Here is a 16,221-nt window from a genome sequence, read left to right on the forward strand (position 1 = left end):
GCAATCAGGGCAGCAAGGGAACGGCCCGGCGCTAACGGTTTGAACCGTTGGCGCCGGGCCGTTGCCATGCCCGCCGGGGAGAGAAGAAGGAAGAGAACCGGCGGGGTTCCGGCCGGATTGTCGTCCGGCCGGAAGAATCATCGCGGCAGAAAGCGGTCCCTGCCGCTTCGGTCAGACCACGGATTGCCCGCCGGGAACCGAATCCACGGTTTCGACGGCATCCGCGTCGGCGTCCTCGGCATCGACGGGTTGCATCGTGCCGGAGTGACGGCCGGCGGCGTTGTTCCCGCGCCTGAACCTGCGGGCGGCGACCAGTCCCACGCCGACGGCGAGCAGGGTGATCGCCGCGGCGATCACGCCCTGGATGGCGGCGCCGGTGTGGGCGAGCCCGGTCCGGTAGCCGTTCCAGTCGTCGGTGTTGCTGACCACTTCGGTGTCGGGGCAGACGAGCCTGCCGTCGATCGTGACCGCGTCATCGGGTGCGGACGTCTCGTCCTTGCCGTCGAACGGATCCGGGTCGGAGACGACGCATTCGATCAGAGGCGTGCCGGTGACCGTGGCGCGGTCGGTGTGATGGTCGGTCACGCCCTTGAGGACGCCCTTGACCTCGACGCTTTCGCCGGGCTTGAGGATGCGGCTGTCCCAATCGGCGGGGTATTCGAGGTCGGTCACCCGGCCGTCGCCGGCGACCAGTTGGTCCTTGAGGTTCAGGTCCTTGGTTCGGTACCATGCGCCCTGCTTGGTGTCGGGGTCGGCGGTGCTGGTGTTGGTGATGGTGAACACGATGCGCGTGTCGCCCTGCATGGCCAGCGCGTCCTTGACCTGGTCGCGGTCGCCGGCCGGCCAGCCGGAGGCCTCGTCCCATTTCTCGATCTTCAGGCTCGGGGTCATGTCGGGCGTGTGCGTCTCGACCTGGTTGGAAGGCCGTTTGGTGCCGTTGAGGGTTTCGTCGAACCGGTTGGCGATGTGTTCGCCGGTCTTGACGCGCTTGCACTGGATGAACGCGGTCCATGCCTGCTCGCTTTCGTCGTTGCCGCTGATGAGGTCGAGCATGCGCTGGGTCGCAGTAACGGTGACCACGCCCTTGTCGTCCTGCGCGAGGGTGAACAGTTCGCCGCCGTATGCGCCGGCGTCGAAGCTGCTGCCGGCGATCTTCATGCCTTTATGGGCGATCACCTTGCCCTGTTCGGTCAGGTCGCGCATGGCGTACACGGCCCATTGGCCGGTGTACTGGTCGTGCTCGGTGTCGAGCGGGTCGGTGATGCTCCAGTCGGTGACCTTCTGGTAGGCGCGGTGCGCGGGCAGCACGGAGCTGTCGAGACGGTAGAGGAACAGGCTGTTGAGGTACACGCTCCGCTTGTCGATGGATTCGCCGTCCACCTTCACGACCACGTCCTTGGACGGGTTGACGGGTTTGAGGGGGTTGGCGACCTCGTTGGTGTCCTTGCGGGTGTCGTTGACGACCTGCGTGGCCTTGTTCTTCACGATATGTCCGTCGGTGACCTTGATGACGGTCATCGGCAGGATCACCTCGTAGCTCGTGCCCAGCATCGACTGGTCGATGGCTGGCTCCTTCAACGGGTCGTGGTCCTTCTTTTCGGCGTATTCCTTGAGGTTCTTGGGCTGGGGGTCGCCCTTGATGGTCTCGCCGGTGGCCGGCACCTTCGTGTCCGCGGTCTTGGCGTACACGTAGGCGACGCCGTCGATCGCCGCGATGTTGAACTTCGCGGTCACGTCCTTGCCGGTCGCGGTGTCGGTGACCTCGATGCGCTTGGCGTCAAGGGAGAGGTATTCGTCGTCCCAGTCGTCGGTCATGCCGAGTCTCCAGACCTTGTAGGCCTGGTTGGTTTGCTTGGCGTCGATAATCACGCGGTAGTAGATCCGGTCGCCCAGCAGGGCGGTCTTGCCGTCGATGCTGATGGACGGGTCGGCCTGGGTGTCCTTCTTCACCGGCGTGAAGTCGGGAGGCTCGTTCCACACCCTGTTGCTCGGGGTGACCATGTTGTTCAGTGTCAATGCCCACTGGTTGCCGATTTTGGTGTCCGTGGGCGCGTCCTTGGCGACCGTGCCCTCGAAGCGGACGATGATGCGCGGGTTCGCGCCGTTGCGCCAGTTGGTCTTCACATACCCGTCGGAGAACACGAGGCGCACCGCGTGCTGCGAGTCGTTCCACTGGGTCTCGTACTCGGTTTTCGGGATGAACCTGCCGGTGGACAGATCGGTGACCTCTAGGGTCTGTTTGTCCACTTCAAGATGCTCGTCATAGGTGTCGGTGACCGCCACCTCACTGACCGAATACACGAGATTGCCGGGCAGATGGGGCTGGGTCTCCAGACGGTATTCCACGCGCTGGCCCGGGTAGACGACCTTGCCGTCCACGGACGCCTGGTCGCCTCCCTGAGAGGATTCGCCCACCACGTCCTTGACGACGGGCGGTACGTAGCCGCAGATCTTCGGCTCGTTCGTGGGGATGGTGTGCGTGTTGACGGTCTGGGAGCCCTTGTTCGTCAGTGACTTGCCATCCGGCGCGGTGCAGAACGACAGTTCGTCACTTGCCTTCTTGCCGAAGTCGTCGCGCACCTGTCCCGCGCCCTTGCCATCGGCGTACGCCGCCTTGCCGGGGATGAGCAGCGTGACCTGCTTCGCGGTCTTCAGCCCCTTCAATCCCTCGCGGTAGGCCTGGCCGGCGGTGGCGGTCACCATGGTGCCTTCCATCGTGATCGTCCACTGGTCGGTGACGTCCCTGCCGTGATTGGCGATGTCCGTGACGCTGGACTCGCGGTCGGTGCCGGCATCGGCCTCGTACACCTTGATCTTCGACTTGTCATCGGAATCGAACAGGTAGTCGGCGGCCGACCAGTCGTCCGTGAGCGTCAGGGTTTCCGGAACCTGGATGAGGTTCTTGGCGATGGTGCCGTTGACCACCGACGCGACCCGGTCGCCGTCCAGAAGCGTCATATTGTCGACGCCGGTCTGGTTGGTCTCCTTCGGGTCGATGACAGCCTCCCACTGGCCCTTCGTGTTCAGACGAATCCAGCTTTTGTCGGGATTCGGCCGCCATGTATCGAACTGTTTGGTTCCGGCATCGGCTTCGGGCTCCTGGTTCCACTTGCCCCACGCATGGTCCTTGACCTGCTGGAAGTCGGAAGGCTTCGACACGGTCACGTCGAAGCTGAACTCGTACACATGATCCATGGGCATCTCGCCCTTGTCCGCCGAGCGAACGGCCGACACCGTGTTCGATGCCTTGTCCCAATTGATCTCGAACTCGCCGGAAACGTCTCGGTTGCTGTCGGTCCTGTCGATGAGCCTGTAGTTGCTTACGGAGTATTCGACACCGCTGGGCTCGATCACGTCGCGGAAACGCATCTCGTAGCCGCCGCGACCGGTGCCGTACGTGATCGTGGTGCGGTTCGTCATCCGGTCGGCGCTCACGCCGTCCTTGATCTTCTTGACCGGGAGCTCGGGCGGCACCGAGCTCACTTTCCAGGATTCGGACGGATCGCGATCCGCGGTGTCCACGGCAGTCTGCATGCGCCCCTGCTTGGGCACCTGGATGTCGATCCAGTACGAGCCCTCGGCCCAGTATTTCATGCCGAAATCCTTCGGCGAAGCGAGATCGTCGAGTTGGGTGTCTCCACTGCTGGAGAAACTAATCGGCCTGCTCGCGCTTTTCGCAGGCAGGTACGGGCCGTTCTCGTAGTGGATGATCGCGGTGCCGTTCAGCGTCTCCTTGATCGCGGAGCCGCCATTGTCGGCGTGGATGACGTCTCCGATCGGGTCGGTGGAGCCGACCTGCATGTCCGTCTTCTGCTTATGGCTGGTGGTCACGTTCAGCTTGTAATCGACCGGCGGCTGGTTCTGCGCCAGCACGATCACGCGGAACGAGGCGTTCGGGTTGGAATTGATCGACTCCTGCGCCAGCGAGTCAACGCTGCGCGTGCCAAGCTTGTCCTTCCAGGTCGTCGAGGTCGAATACTTCTGACCCTGATACGTGTAGTCTCCCTTCGCCTCGGCCTTCCACTGCGCCTCCCAACGGCTCTTCGCGTTCGAGCTCACGTAGCTGCCATTGAACGAACCATCCGCCAGACGCACGTAGCCCACCGCCACCAGACGGCAGTCCGCGTTCCCGTCACCCGTATAGGAACGCTGGCACTCATCGATCGCGTCGCTCAAAGTCTTGTTCATGTTCACGAACTGGTTCTGCCCGTTCGTCAGATCGGACGACAGACGCACCTTCGCGTCGCTCAGCGCCGTCTTCATGCCATCCAATGTGGCCGGCCATGAATCCTTGTAGATCCAATGCGCATCGGCCGTCTGCGTCGGGCCCCCACCCGAACCGCCGCCATCCTCTCCGGAACCACCGCCGCCGTTATCGGCCAACGCGACCGGAACCAGGCATGCCAGCAGCGCAGCGGCGGCCGTGATCGACGCCACCACGCTGACGCTTTTCCTCCCGAACCTCATACGGAATCCTTTCCCTCATGCGACAGAAGCGCTTTTCTCCGGGAAAGAGAGGAAACGGGGACTCCAGAACCCGCCTCCTCCCGGGTCCCTGGAAGAAAAGCACGCCCGCAAGCCCGACGGCAAACCGCCGGACCCCGAACGCATCACCAGCATCACCCCACGTCGAGTTCCTCCGCGGCGGACAGACGTTGCCTCGATCGAACCATCTCATCGTGGATCGGGGCTGTTGCGTCGCTCTGGTTATGATCTGATTGCGAAACGCGGCGGTATACATACAGGTCACATTGTATAATAGTCATGTATTTCAATTAAAAATTGACTATTATGAGTTTTAGGGAATGGCAATGCGATGATTCGTTTGAAAAGACTTGTTCTGGACGACATGAGGAACATATCGCATGGCGTCCTGGATTTCGATGATCTGCCCGCCGGTGGTAGCGTCACGGGCGTTTACGGGCAGAACGGGTCCGGTAAGACCACCGTCATCGACGCCATCGGGATACTGCGCGCGCTGTTGTCCGGGAATATGCTGCCGGATACCGCCGGTGATGTCGTCAGCGCCAGCGCCGGTTCGGCGACCGTGACGGCGACGTTCCTCATTGGAGACAGGCAGAAGCCCAGCTATCTTGAGTACAGGGTGTCCATGTGCAAGGCGAACCAGGATTCGACGCGGGCGCGAGTCGTCGCCGAATCGGTGCGCATCGGCGACGATCCCTCACGCTTGGGCCGTGAGGTGCTGGGGCATCGTATGGAGGATTCCGAGGCGGACGGGTTCGTGTCGACCCCGGTCTACGTGTGGCGTTCCATCGAGGCGATCGCTTCGGTGAAGACCGTGGTCTCGCGCACCGCGGATCGCGCGTACATGGAGGGGCGCTCGTTCCTGTTCTCCCGGTGCGCCACGCTCGACGATCGGCCGGACGCCGAGTTCCTGATCGACTGGGTGGCGGCCCGCGTGCGGGAGGCGAACGGCGTGTCCTCCAGATCGTTGACGTATATCAACGAGCGTTTCGGCGAGTTCGTTCGCCTGCGCGAGGCCCTGTGCGGCTATGCAACCAACGACATCTTCGTGTCCACCACTCGTCGCGGCTCCTACGCCGCGTTCGCGATCATCCCGATCATGGAGGAGAACCCGGCTGGCCGTAACACGGAGTTCGCGTTCGACCTGCTGCAGCCCAATCCGCTGACCCCCGGCCAGGCGAAACGGCTCGGACAGACCGTGGAATCCTTCGACCGCATCCTGCCCACCATCGTGCCCGGCCTGCACGTCCTGCTGAAGACCGGCACCGCGCCTTCCGGCAAGGACGGCGAAGACCGGGTCACCGCGGAACTGTTCTCCCGCCGCGGCGACGTCACGGTTCCCTTCCGCTGCGAGAGCGAGGGCATCATACGCATCACCGCGCTGCTCGGCTACCTCAAGCACGCGTACAACGACGAGAACGCGCTGGTCGCCGTGGACGAGTTCGACTCCGGCGTGTTCGAGCTGCTGCTCGGCGACATGCTGGGCCAGCTGGCGGACGGGTGCGCGGGGCAACTGGTGTTCACAGCCCATAACCTGCGGGCGTTGGAGGTGCTGCCGAACAGCTGCATCCGCACGACGGTGACCGATCCCAATAATCGGTTCGCGACCATTCCCCGCAAGTCCTCCACGAACAACCAGCGCCGACGGTACCTGACAATCAGCGAACTCGGATGGAACGGTCCGGACATCTACGATTCGCCCATCCCGCGCATGTTCGGCAACAGCCTCTACGCCGCCGGCCACCCCGACGAGGACGACGACATCGATGACGATCTGGCAGCACTCAACGCCGCCGGGACGGAGGCGGACCGTGGCTAAACGCAAGATCGTCCTGCTGGTCGTGGAGGGCGCGAGCGACGCCAGCCTGCTCGTGCCGGCGTTCTCGGCGTTGATCGAGAACCGCCTGTTCCAAGGTCAGGAATTCCATTGCGACGTGCTGACTGCACCGAACCACCGCGAGGAATTCCACCGGCGCAACGGGTTCTACCCCGCGGACAAACCCTCGCAAACCGTGCGCGAACTCGTGGAGTACTACCTCAAAGACCATGACCGCACATGGGGACAGCTTGGCAATATTGTCCAGATCTGCGATCTGGACGGCGCGTTTGCGCCCGACGACTGCGTGAGGGAGGATGCGTCAGCGGAAGGGACCCTATATTCAACGACCGACATCATCACTGCGAACCGCACCTCCCTGATCGCCGACCGGACGGTCAAGCGAAACGGCGTGGACGCTCTGCTGAAACTCGACGGATTCAGGAAGAAGCAGGGCAGTCGCACCGTCTTGATTCCATACCGTCTGTTCTATGTCAGCCGCAATCTCGAACACGCGTTCCGCGGCAGGACCGACAATTTGGACGCACAGCATAAGCAGAGCGGCGCCATCAAACTGGCCGACCGCTTCACGCAGAACCCGAACCTGTTCTCGACGACCCTTCAATCCCTGCGACGCATACACGGCAACCCGGCCACCTGGGAGGAATCCTGGCAATACGCCATGCAGGACCTCCACTCACTCGAACGTGGCAGCAACCTCGCATTCGTGGAACCATACCTTGCAGGCGAACTACAATAGGTCATCCGTAGCTGGATAGCCTGGAGTCGCATTAGCAATCCTAGGACCATCCGGCTGCGGACGCGAATTATGGTTAAGAATATAGACTTAGAGTATTTGTAACATAACGCAGAGGTCGTCTATAATATTATATTTTGCATCTATTTCAGCTTCGACAAATGCGAGCATGATGTAGATAATGAGGACTATATGGAACGCGGATTCGCAGTCGATAAGACATTGTCGATGAATTGCAAATGATTACATACAAGGAAGTATACAATATGACAAAACATGAAAAGCATATCTCCACACCTTATAAAAGTCCGCTATATCGCAGTAATGAATATCATATTTCGGTTGGTAATCCGGGAATCGACCTAGATAGTATATATACTGACAACAAGGTTGAAAACGCTGAATTTTTACGATGGCTTGGATACGAGTCTTTCTGGCTTATTATTGGAATAATATTATCCTCTATTTCAGCCATAGCCCATCATTGTAAGGAATTATCTTTAAATGAGTTGCCAGAAAAATCTTCTTGGAACAAGACGGAATCTATACTAAAAGCTTTCCCCTGTTTTGCAGAAGATGCAGGCCTGTCTATTATCCTCGCTCTATTGGCGATAGTTGCGGGTCTTTCCGTGGGTATCGCAGTTGAGGATCTTTCAAAAAACCATATGTTTAGATTCAGATCTATGGGTAGAACGCTCATACGATTCAGTAATCTTTCCGTCTGCTTTCTCGGCCTGTCATCCGCTAGTCTGATCCTCCGGTATGGGAAAGGACTTGGTGTTCTTCTTATTTTCGGTTTATTGTTTTGTTTCACTATGCTTTACGGCATAGGCGATATATCTGTGAATTATCGTACTCGATTGAAGGAATTATCCAATAGATTGCACGAAGCGGAAAAAGAGCTATGCAATGTCGCCAATAGGAAAAGAAAGCGCCATGTGTTTCGCAGTGTAGGAAGATGGAATAGGACTCTTAATGGTATCGGATTGTCGTTTGTGATTCTGGTCTATGTTTGCTCATCCGTGCATCAGCATAAGTTATTGTTGGCCAATTTGGTGATTTCTTTTACATTGATTGTTTTTTACTGGTTGTCAGTTTACGTTCTAGGAAGTATCCTTTATGATTCAATAAAGGTGTTTGAAGGATTGACGAAAGAAATTCGTCCACTAAAAATACTTTATTGTATTGCATTGTCGGTTTTCTCATTTATTGCATCAATGTATTTAAGTATGATTTTTATTCTTACGTCTCATCAATGCCTGTTTTATGTAAGCTGTGTTTTATTGTTTATCCTATTGCTTTATATCTGCTACTTTTCTTTATCGTCAAAAAATAGGCGGTTCCTGTTTATTGAAACAAGAACCGCAAAACTAAAGAAAGACGTCAGTTTAACTCGGCGACTTATTGACCTAATGCAATCTGAGGAACAATTGGTTTAATCGGGTTAATTTTCTATATCTATCAAAGTGATTATCGTTCGGGTCATGTATATTTTTTAACGTTTTAATGACGCAGATAGCGAAAGCGCCAATGATAGCGATGGCGGCGAGGATTGCCAGTTTGGTTTCACGGCGTTCCTTGGCCGCCATGTCGGCTTGTCGGTTGGCTAGGGCTTCGGCTTCGGCGGCGACGCCGCTGGCGGCGATGGCCGCGATGTGCGCGCTCATCTGGTCTTCGAGCGTGGAATCCTCGCTCGTGCCGTCGAAGGGCTCCTCGTTTTCGTTATGGTTGTCGTTCATGGCTCTGCTCCGTTCCTGCTTGTTGGATTGTTTGCTTTCCTGATTGTTGGCTTGCTTGATTGCTTGCATGTCCGCTTGCCTGCATGCAATCAGGTTTGATTGTTGGATTGTTTGATTGTCTGCATGCAGGCTTGTCTGCTTGTCAGCTTTCGTTTTGCCCGGCGAGGATGGACATGCGGGCGGCGATGAGCGCGTGGCGCGCGATCGCCAGGTAGAGCTGGTGGCCCTCGCCGTCGCCCCAGAACCGGTCGAACTGTTCGGTCGGCATCATGCTGGCGGGGTCGAACCCGTTCCACACGCCGCCACAGAACACCTTCGCCGCCGCGTTCACCTCCTCGTCGGACGGCATGCCCGGATGCCCCTCCGCGGCGTCCGCAGCCGCGCGCATCTGCGCGCCGAACACACGGGCCTGCAATGGCGAGAGCGTGTACGCCAGTCCCGCCGTGGAGCCCGCGGGGAATCCCGTGTTCACGCCGAGGGTGATGACGTGCGCCTCCTCGCCGATGCTGATCCGGTCGCCGAGAACGGAGACCTCCATCGAATAGTCCATAGTGTCTCCTTTCCGCAGACGCGCCGGCTTGTCGGATCGCGTCTGCATGTTTGACTGCCTGAATGTTTGGTTGTTGGCTTGTTTGCTTGCTGGATTGCTTGATTGTCTGACGGGTTACGGCTCGTCGTCGCCGTCGAGCCGGTCGAGCTCGCGTTCGATGGCGTCGCGTAGAAGCTGCTGCATGGGCAGGTCGTGCGCGGCGGCCGCGGTCTTGAGCCGGGTCTTGAGCGACACGGGTATGCGCAATGAGAGCATGACCAACGGTTCGCCCGTGGCCTTGGAGGTCTTGTTCTGCTGACGCAGCACGTCGTCGAACGGCACCGGTCGCGTCAGTGGCTGGTAGTTGCCCTGCATGGTCTCACTCCTGCTTTCCGGCGATCTGCTGGAGTTCGGTGACGAGGTCGCGGTATTCGCCCAGCTGATGCGGGTTGGTGCCGAGCGAACGCTTGTAGGACTGGGCCTTCGGCACGATCGTGTCGAACCGGGGAGTGTCCATGGCAATGAGGGCGTCCATGGTGTCGCGGAACGCCTTCGTGTTGCGTTCGGCCTTGACCAGCAGCAGCGCGGCGGGCGTGCTCATCCTGGCCATGTCGAGGGTGCTCCATGCCTGCTGGAGGTCCATGGGCGAGTCCGATGCCGGCACGATCACGAAGTCGGCCGCCTTGATGGCCATGTCCAGGGTTGGTCCCTGCGGCGGCGCGTCGATGATCGCCCATTCGTCCGGGTCGGCTCCCGCGGCGAGCTGGCGGAGCGTGGCCTGGTTGGCGGGCAGCACGTCGAACGTCAGCGGGTCCGCGGTCTGTTCCGCGGCGGCGGCCCACAGGCTCGCGCTGGACTGTGGGTCGGCGTCGTACACGACGGCCCTGCCGCCCCTGGAAACGATGACCGAGGCGATGTAGATGCTGGACGTGGTCTTCGCGACCCCGCCCTTGGCGTTGGCTATGGCGATGCGCATTCGTTCTTCTCCTTTGCGATTGCCGGCGATCATGTGAACCCGGTCAGTCGGTCGCTTGATTGTTTGCTTGCTGGATTGCTTGGATTCCTGCTTGCTTGATTGTTTGATTGTCTGACGGCTCATGCGGGGCGTGGCGATCGGCCGTCCCGCCCCGTGCGCGCAGGCGTCGCTGCTGGCGTTCGGCGCTGGCCTCGTCGGTGGCTTCGTCGAACACGTTCCGGTGGGCGCGTATCCAGTCCGTGAGCAGCCGCCAGCGTTGCGGCCACGGCAGGCCGCGGTCCCGGCAGGGGACGCCGTCGGCTTCGGCCATGCGCGCGATCCTGCGCCGGTCGGTGCACACCTTGCCGCCGTACACGCCCCATTCGAGTCCGCCGCTGGCCGCGTAGGCCAGGCATTCAGCCCGGACCGGGCACTGTTCGCACACTGCCCTGGCGACCGAATGGAACGCCTTCGCGTCATCCGGACGGTGTTCGAACTCCAACGACCACAGGTAGTCGGACCAGGGTCGCGGAAAGCCACGGCATTCGCCGGATTGCTTCCACTCCTCAAGACGATTCCCTGCCCCGTTCATGGCCGCACCTCGGACGAAGCGCCGGCTTTCGCTCTGCGGCGTCCGGCGACATCGTGGGTGGCATGGTTGCGTTTGTCGTACGCGCATACTGGGCATGCCTCCTGCGAGATGCTACCGTCGATGTGCTCCTGGCATAGCGAGGTGCGCAGCAGCGCCGCCCCGTAGATCGGCACGCGGCTCGCGGACAACGAGCTGACCGGTATCGCCCGGTTGGGATCCTTGACGACCGGCAGTGGGGCATCGGACGCGCGTTTGCCCGTCGGATCGGGATGGGTGAGCATCTCAAGCCGCAGCTGCACGTAGTTCGCGGCGAACTTGGCTCCATTGGCGAGCCGGGGCAGCCAGTAACGGTTGCGGTACGCCCAGTCCATCGTCGCGACGATCTCGCCGTATGGCCGGTCGATCAGCAGCGAGTGGACGGCCTTGCGGTCGGCCATGGTCGCCGGAACGTCGAACCGCCGGTCCACGGCGAGCAGGCGTTGCCGGATGCCGTCGAGCACGCGAACCTCCTGTCCGGCGCGCTCCGTGACCGGCTCGGGCAGTTTGCCGGGCTCGGGCACCCACAGCGGGTTCCTGCATCCCCGTGGAGGCAGGGCCCTGCCCCAATCGGGCGTTGGAACGGTTCCAGGCTTCGAATTGGTGGCGGACGTCCGAGCGGAGGCTTGTCCGGCGTTGAGGGAGGCATCCCCGAAGGGGATGAAGGGAGAATTGTTTATCACTTGTCTATTGGGTGACTTTCTGTCCGGAATTTCGGGACAATTTGTCCGCGAGCCGGCATCCGTCGGTTCGGGTGACAATCCGTCGGGTGACAAATTGTCCTTGCCCGTATCCGACTCGCCGGAGCAGGCCAGCGCGTCCAGGTTCCGGGGCTTCTCCTCGATGTTCTCGGCGGGTCGGTCGCCGTCCATGACGACGTCCCACACGCGGGAGCGATGCCCCTTGGCTATCGGCTTGCGCGTGCGTGGATTGCGCGCGGACATCTCCTGGTCACCGAGCCTGATGTAGCCCTTGCGTTCCAACTCCTGCAACGAACGGATCACCGTGCGCTCACAGCACCCGCAGTTGAACGCAATGGTCTCCACGCTCGGCCAGGCGGCGGCGCCATCGTCGTAGTAGGCGCGACGGGCCAGATACACCAGCACGAACTTGGTGATGCCCTTGACGTCGTCACGCTCCCATGCCCAGTTCTCGGCCCTGCTGCTCATCGGCAGTCCTCCTCGACGTCACACCGCCGGTCCGCTTCACGCCGTTCGCGCAGCCTTGCACCGATCTCGTCGCCCGAGCGGGCGGCGCGGCACAACGCATACGCGAGAACGCCGCCGGAAACGCACACGGCAACCACGACCATCCACCACATGGTTCGGCCGGATTCGGGGGGATATCCCGTGGACGCGCGCCTCAACGGCGCGAGCCCCGTGACGGGTGGACGAGCATGGACAGCACATGAGCTTTCGCAATGCGCATGTCGACGTTCCCATCGGCTCGCGTCGTCCGCCGCGCAGCGTCGCGCGAACGGGTAGGCTCGGAAACATGCGCCGGGCGAACGCCGGCGGCATTGGTAGAATCGGTCATGGCGATGATCCTCCTTCAGGGAATCGGGACAGCTGGCGTCTGATCTTGGCGGATGCACGCGCCGGCGCGTCCCATGGTTGTTGCCGTTCAATCCCCGTGTCAGGTTCCAGCCGGTCCGGGGATTCTTGTTTCGGGTTTCCACCCGCCGTCCGTCAGGTATGCATCGATGCCGAGCACGTACCCCGGGGACAGGTTTCGGTGAATGGCCAGCCAGATCAGATCGGACTGCTGCCACGGTATCGAACCATTGACCTTCCCCGCGACCGAGGATTTGGACTTGCCCATCTCCTTCGCGAGGTCGCGGCAGCTCAGACCCGCCGACGTCATGTATCGACGCATCGGAGAATCCAATCTTTTTGCTGTCAGTCCATTCACGATAGACAATATATCAGGGAACTTGCGTCGAAGCAAATCGCTGTTGTAGGATTGTGTCCATCGGCAATGGACGTATGTAAATATGAAGGAACCTGATATGACAAGTATTGAATCATCTCCCGGAACCAATGGACTCGGCGACTACATGCAGAAGGTGTTCATCTGGAACGTCAACATGCAGCTGACGGGACGCGGCCTGAACCAGCAGGCCCTGTGCGCCCCGTTGGGGCTGAAGAAGGGCGCGGTGTCCGCGAAGATGACCGGCAAGACCACCTGGACCATCCAGGACATCGCCGCGGTGGCGGAGTTCCTCAACGTCTCGCCCCTCTACCTTCTGGACGCGTCGATGTACGAGCAGATGATGCGTGGCATGAACGGCGACGGAGGTGCATCTTTGGTGGCAGCGGCCACCGCCGGGTTTCCTGTGCGCGCGGCTGAAGGCCAGGCTGACGGCCTGAAACCGTTGGAAACAAAAGGCTCCGGGCCACGATACCTCGTGGATCCCGGAGCCGGTGGGTACCCCCAGAGAGAGTCGAACTCTCGTTGTCAGATTGAAAGTCTGGTGTCCTAACCGTTAGACGATGGGGGCGTGACAACTCGTGTAACAATACGCAGGTTGCCGTCATCGTGCAAACCCGGCGTGTCGTCAGCGGTGTTCCCGCGCGCGGTCGGTGCGCGCGCGGGAACACCTGCCTCACGCCTTGCGGTAGGTGAAGTCGTGGATCACGCGGCCGGCGGCGAGACCTTTCTTCTCGAAGTTGGTGAGCACGCGCCCCGCGAACCGTTCCGACTCGGTGAAGTCGGCGTGGGGCATGTCGGCCGCGAGGTCGGCGTTGCCCTTGCCGACGTGGCCGGTGGGCAGGCTGACGGTCACGTCGCCCGCGTTGCGCCAGCCGTCGAGCCCGTCCATCACCTCATGCACGTGCAGCGCGTAGTCCTCTATATCCGTGGCGATGCGCCAGACGCCGCCGTCGGCCAGCGCGCGGCGGATTTCGGCCGCCAGCGCCGGCTGGACGATGCGGCGCTTGTGGTGCTTCATCTTCGGCCACGGGTCGGGGAAGAACGTCCACACCTCGGCGGCGACGGACGCGGCGCATGTCTTGAACAGTTCGGGCGCGTTGACCTGCGCCACGCGGAGGTTCGAGAGTCCCTGCTTGCCGGCGAGCAGCAGCGTGTGCGCCACGCCGGGATCGTAGACCTCCAGCGCGAGGAAGTTCACGTCGGGCCGTGTGGCAGCGGCCGCGACGACGTTCTCGCCCTGGCCGGAGCCGATCTCGATGATGAGCGGATTGCCGTTGCCCCACGTGCGGTGCACGTAATCGTCGTCGAAGACGAAGCCTTCGCGTACGTCGAGCGAGCCCTCGCCGGCGTTCACGTCGAGCAGGTAGTCGCCGGCGTAGTTGTCCCACGCGCGCTGGAGGCGCGCGTCGAGCCTGCCTGAGCGTCGCACGAACGAGAGCACGCGGTGCATCGGGTGCGCGGGGGGTGCCGTGTCGGGTGCGGGTGCGTTCGCGGTCTCCGTGGTTGCCGTGGTTGCCGCGTTCGTCGTGTCGATGGCGGCTGCCGTCGCGTCGTTCGTCATGCATGTTCCTTCCTGCGTCGTCGTTCGTTGTTCCATTATTCACCATGATTACGTATGATTGGCGCGTCCTGATTCAAGGAAACGCGTGTGTTCGGACGTGTGACGTGTTATACTCAAATTGTTCGGAAATATAACAAATGTGAGCAGAAGCGAACAGCGGCTCGCGTGGTCGAACCGCCTCGCCCGACGGCTCCATTGTCAATCGAAAGGCCAGATATGACAGTTCTCGTCACTGGTGGGTGCGGCTACATCGGCGCCCATGTCGTCCACGCGCTCCATGAAGCCGGTGAGAAGGTCGTCGTCGTCGACGATCTGAGCTACGGCAAGCCCACCCGCATCGAAGGCTCCCGCCTGTACGGCATGGACATCTCCGCCCCGGGTGCGGGCGAGCGTCTCGCCGAGATCCTCGACGCCGAGGATGTCGACGCCGTCATCCACTTCGCCGCCCGCAAGCAGGTCGGCGAGTCCGTCGAGAAGCCGCTGTGGTACTACCAGCAGAACATCGGCGGCATGCTCAACGTGCTCACCGGCATGAGCAAGTCCGAGAAGACGAAGAAGCTCGTCTTCTCCTCCTCCGCCGCCACCTACGGCGTCCCGCCGGTCGACGTGGTCCCCGAGGACGTCGTCCCGATGCTGCCGATCAACCCCTACGGCCAGACCAAGCTGTTCGGCGAGTGGATGGCCCGCGCCTGCGAAGGCCGCTACGGCATCCGCTTCTGCGCGCTGCGCTACTTCAACGTCGCCGGCTGCGGCCCGGTCGAACTCGAGGATCCGGCGATCCTCAACCTCATCCCGATGCTGCTCGACCGCCTGAAGAAGGGCAAGGCGCCGCTGATCTTCGGCGACGACTACCCGACCCCGGACGGCACCTGCGTGCGCGACTACATCCACGTCTCCGACCTGGCCGACGCGCACATCGCCGCCCTGAAGTACCTCGACCGCGACGAGCGCAAGTACGACGCCTTCAACGTCGGCACCGGCGAGGGCACCTCCGTGCGCCAGATCGTCGACGAGCTCAAGAAGGTCACCGGCCTGCCGTTCGAGGAGCATGTCCAGGGCCGTCGCGCCGGCGACCCGCCGCACCTCATCGGCTCCCCGAAGCGCATCAACGAGGAGATGGGCTGGCACGCCAAGTACAACGTGGAGGACATCGTCGAGTCCGCGTGGAGGGCGTGGCAGGCCAACCCGGAGCACCACATCGACGTCGAGAACTGGAAGCAGGCCGACTGACTCCGGTTCCGCGTGAGGTGCCATGTTGGGGCGCCATATGGCATGTGTGGGGCGCGTTCCGCTGCGGCGGGCGCGCCCCGCGTGTGTTCGCGGGGTTCTGTGTTTCCCATGTTTCCCCGTTCCCGTGGTTCTGCCGTTCTGATTCCCGCGGATTCGGGGTGGGGGAATCGTGGATGCGGAGGCGTCGTAGAGTGCTGTAATGGTTGGAATATAAGGCGACACGCCGTAAGTTGCGCGATGGGTCGCTGTGAGTAATATATCTACTCGTTGCCTCGCGGAAACGTGAGAAACAACGGCCGCGTAGCTCAGTTGGTTAGAGCGCCGCCCTGTCACGGCGGAGGTCGCCGGTTCAAGTCCGGTCGTGGTCGCTAGGATGATTGAAGTCCGGTTTCGGGCTAGTGATTGTCCAATGGCTCTGTAGCTCAGTTGGTAGAGCGAGCGACTGAAAATCGCTAGGTCAACGGATCGACGCCGTTCGGAGCCACCAAGGGAAGCCCCGCAGATGAATCTGCGGGGCTTTTTCGTTGTTGTGTCCCCGTGTGGCTCCCGGTAATCTCGGCGCGATTTTGGTGCGCAAATCGTCCGATTT

13 protein-coding genes, 3 tRNA genes and 1 pseudogene are annotated in these 16,221 nt (G+C 61.2%); 7 read left to right on the forward strand and 10 right to left on the reverse strand.

Translation table 11 applies throughout. From position 1 onward, the window contains the following. Positions 1-171: 171 nt before the first annotated feature. Positions 172-4,467 carry an LPXTG cell wall anchor domain-containing protein gene (locus BFAL_RS06905; RefSeq protein ID WP_055427683.1) on the reverse strand — a complete coding sequence of 1,432 codons (4,296 nt, stop codon included), beginning with the start codon at positions 4,465-4,467 and terminating at the stop codon, positions 172-174. Positions 4,468-4,816: 349 nt separating this feature from the next. On the opposite strand from BFAL_RS06905, the gene BFAL_RS06910 reads away from it, so the two are divergent. The 3 genes from BFAL_RS06910 (at position 4,817) to BFAL_RS10700 (ending at position 8,497) form a co-directional block, all read left to right on the forward strand. Continuing rightward, entirely contained in the window at positions 4,817-6,304 is a 1,488-nt protein-coding gene (locus BFAL_RS06910; protein ID WP_055427684.1) for an AAA family ATPase, read from the forward strand. Beyond that, the gene (locus tag BFAL_RS06915) at positions 6,297-7,061 is read left to right on the forward strand and encodes a hypothetical protein (protein ID WP_055427685.1); all 765 of its coding nucleotides are present in this window, start codon (positions 6,297-6,299) and stop codon (positions 7,059-7,061) included. Before BFAL_RS06910 ends, BFAL_RS06915 begins: the two co-directional genes overlap by 8 nt. 263 nt (positions 7,062-7,324) lie before the next feature. Further along, positions 7,325-8,497, forward strand: coding sequence for a hypothetical protein (locus BFAL_RS10700; RefSeq protein WP_082440445.1), 1,173 nt, complete (start codon positions 7,325-7,327; stop codon positions 8,495-8,497). On the opposite strand, the gene BFAL_RS06920 is transcribed toward BFAL_RS10700, so the two are convergent. The 7 genes from BFAL_RS06920 to BFAL_RS06950 all read right to left on the reverse strand — a co-directional run bounded on the left by BFAL_RS06920 (position 8,468) and on the right by BFAL_RS06950 (position 12,784). Continuing rightward, the gene (locus BFAL_RS06920) at positions 8,468-8,866 is read right to left on the reverse strand and encodes a hypothetical protein (RefSeq protein WP_236691696.1); all 399 of its coding nucleotides are present in this window, start codon (positions 8,864-8,866) and stop codon (positions 8,468-8,470) included. The genes BFAL_RS10700 and BFAL_RS06920 overlap by 30 nt on opposite strands. A gap of 73 nt (positions 8,867-8,939) precedes the next feature. Beyond that, entirely contained in the window at positions 8,940-9,347 is a 408-nt protein-coding gene (locus BFAL_RS06925; protein ID WP_055427686.1) for a hypothetical protein, read from the reverse strand. Positions 9,348-9,461: 114 nt separating this feature from the next. Continuing rightward, a complete protein-coding gene (locus BFAL_RS11605) occupies positions 9,462-9,701 on the reverse strand; it encodes a hypothetical protein (RefSeq protein ID WP_055427687.1) in 240 nt (79 codons plus the stop codon). A 4-nt stretch (positions 9,702-9,705) separates the two neighbouring features. Then, positions 9,706-10,302, reverse strand: a complete 597-nt coding sequence (locus BFAL_RS06935) for an AAA family ATPase (protein ID WP_055427688.1) — start codon at positions 10,300-10,302, stop codon at positions 9,706-9,708. Positions 10,303-10,345: 43 nt separating this feature from the next. Continuing rightward, positions 10,346-10,873, reverse strand: coding sequence for a WhiB family transcriptional regulator (locus BFAL_RS06940; RefSeq protein ID WP_055427689.1), 528 nt, complete (start codon positions 10,871-10,873; stop codon positions 10,346-10,348). Continuing rightward, entirely contained in the window at positions 10,870-12,078 is a 1,209-nt protein-coding gene (locus BFAL_RS10705; RefSeq protein ID WP_082440446.1) for a helix-turn-helix domain-containing protein, read from the reverse strand. Before BFAL_RS10705 ends, BFAL_RS06940 begins: the two co-directional genes overlap by 4 nt. A 466-nt stretch (positions 12,079-12,544) precedes the next feature. After that, positions 12,545-12,784, reverse strand: a complete 240-nt coding sequence (locus BFAL_RS06950) for a helix-turn-helix domain-containing protein (protein WP_236691697.1) — start codon at positions 12,782-12,784, stop codon at positions 12,545-12,547. 181 nt (positions 12,785-12,965) lie between these two features. Here BFAL_RS06950 and BFAL_RS11895 point away from each other — a divergent pair. Further along, a pseudogene (locus BFAL_RS11895) lies at positions 12,966-13,178 on the forward strand (helix-turn-helix domain-containing protein); the annotation flags it as partial. 159 nt (positions 13,179-13,337) lie between these two features. Here the strand turns inward: BFAL_RS11895 and BFAL_RS06955 are convergent. Both BFAL_RS06955 and trmB read right to left on the reverse strand, forming a co-directional pair. After that, a tRNA-Glu gene (locus tag BFAL_RS06955) sits at positions 13,338-13,409 on the reverse strand. Between the two features lie 105 nt (positions 13,410-13,514). After that, positions 13,515-14,402 carry a tRNA (guanosine(46)-N7)-methyltransferase TrmB gene (gene trmB, locus BFAL_RS06960; protein WP_082440447.1) on the reverse strand — a complete coding sequence of 296 codons (888 nt, stop codon included), beginning with the start codon at positions 14,400-14,402 and terminating at the stop codon, positions 13,515-13,517. Positions 14,403-14,618: 216 nt separating this feature from the next. Between trmB and galE the strand changes: the two genes are divergently transcribed. From galE to BFAL_RS06975, 3 genes are all read left to right on the forward strand, one after another. After that, positions 14,619-15,632: a UDP-glucose 4-epimerase GalE gene (gene galE, locus BFAL_RS06965; protein WP_055427691.1), complete on the forward strand. Its 1,014-nt coding sequence runs from the start codon at positions 14,619-14,621 to the stop codon at positions 15,630-15,632. Positions 15,633-15,926: 294 nt separating this feature from the next. Then, a tRNA-Asp gene (locus tag BFAL_RS06970) sits at positions 15,927-16,000 on the forward strand. A gap of 43 nt (positions 16,001-16,043) precedes the next feature. Next, positions 16,044-16,119, forward strand: a tRNA-Phe gene (locus tag BFAL_RS06975). Positions 16,120-16,221 lie beyond the last annotated feature (102 nt).

Origin of the sequence: Bifidobacterium aesculapii (genome assembly GCF_001417815.1) — a bacterium.
GTDB lineage: Bacteria > Actinomycetota > Actinomycetes > Actinomycetales > Bifidobacteriaceae > Bifidobacterium > Bifidobacterium aesculapii.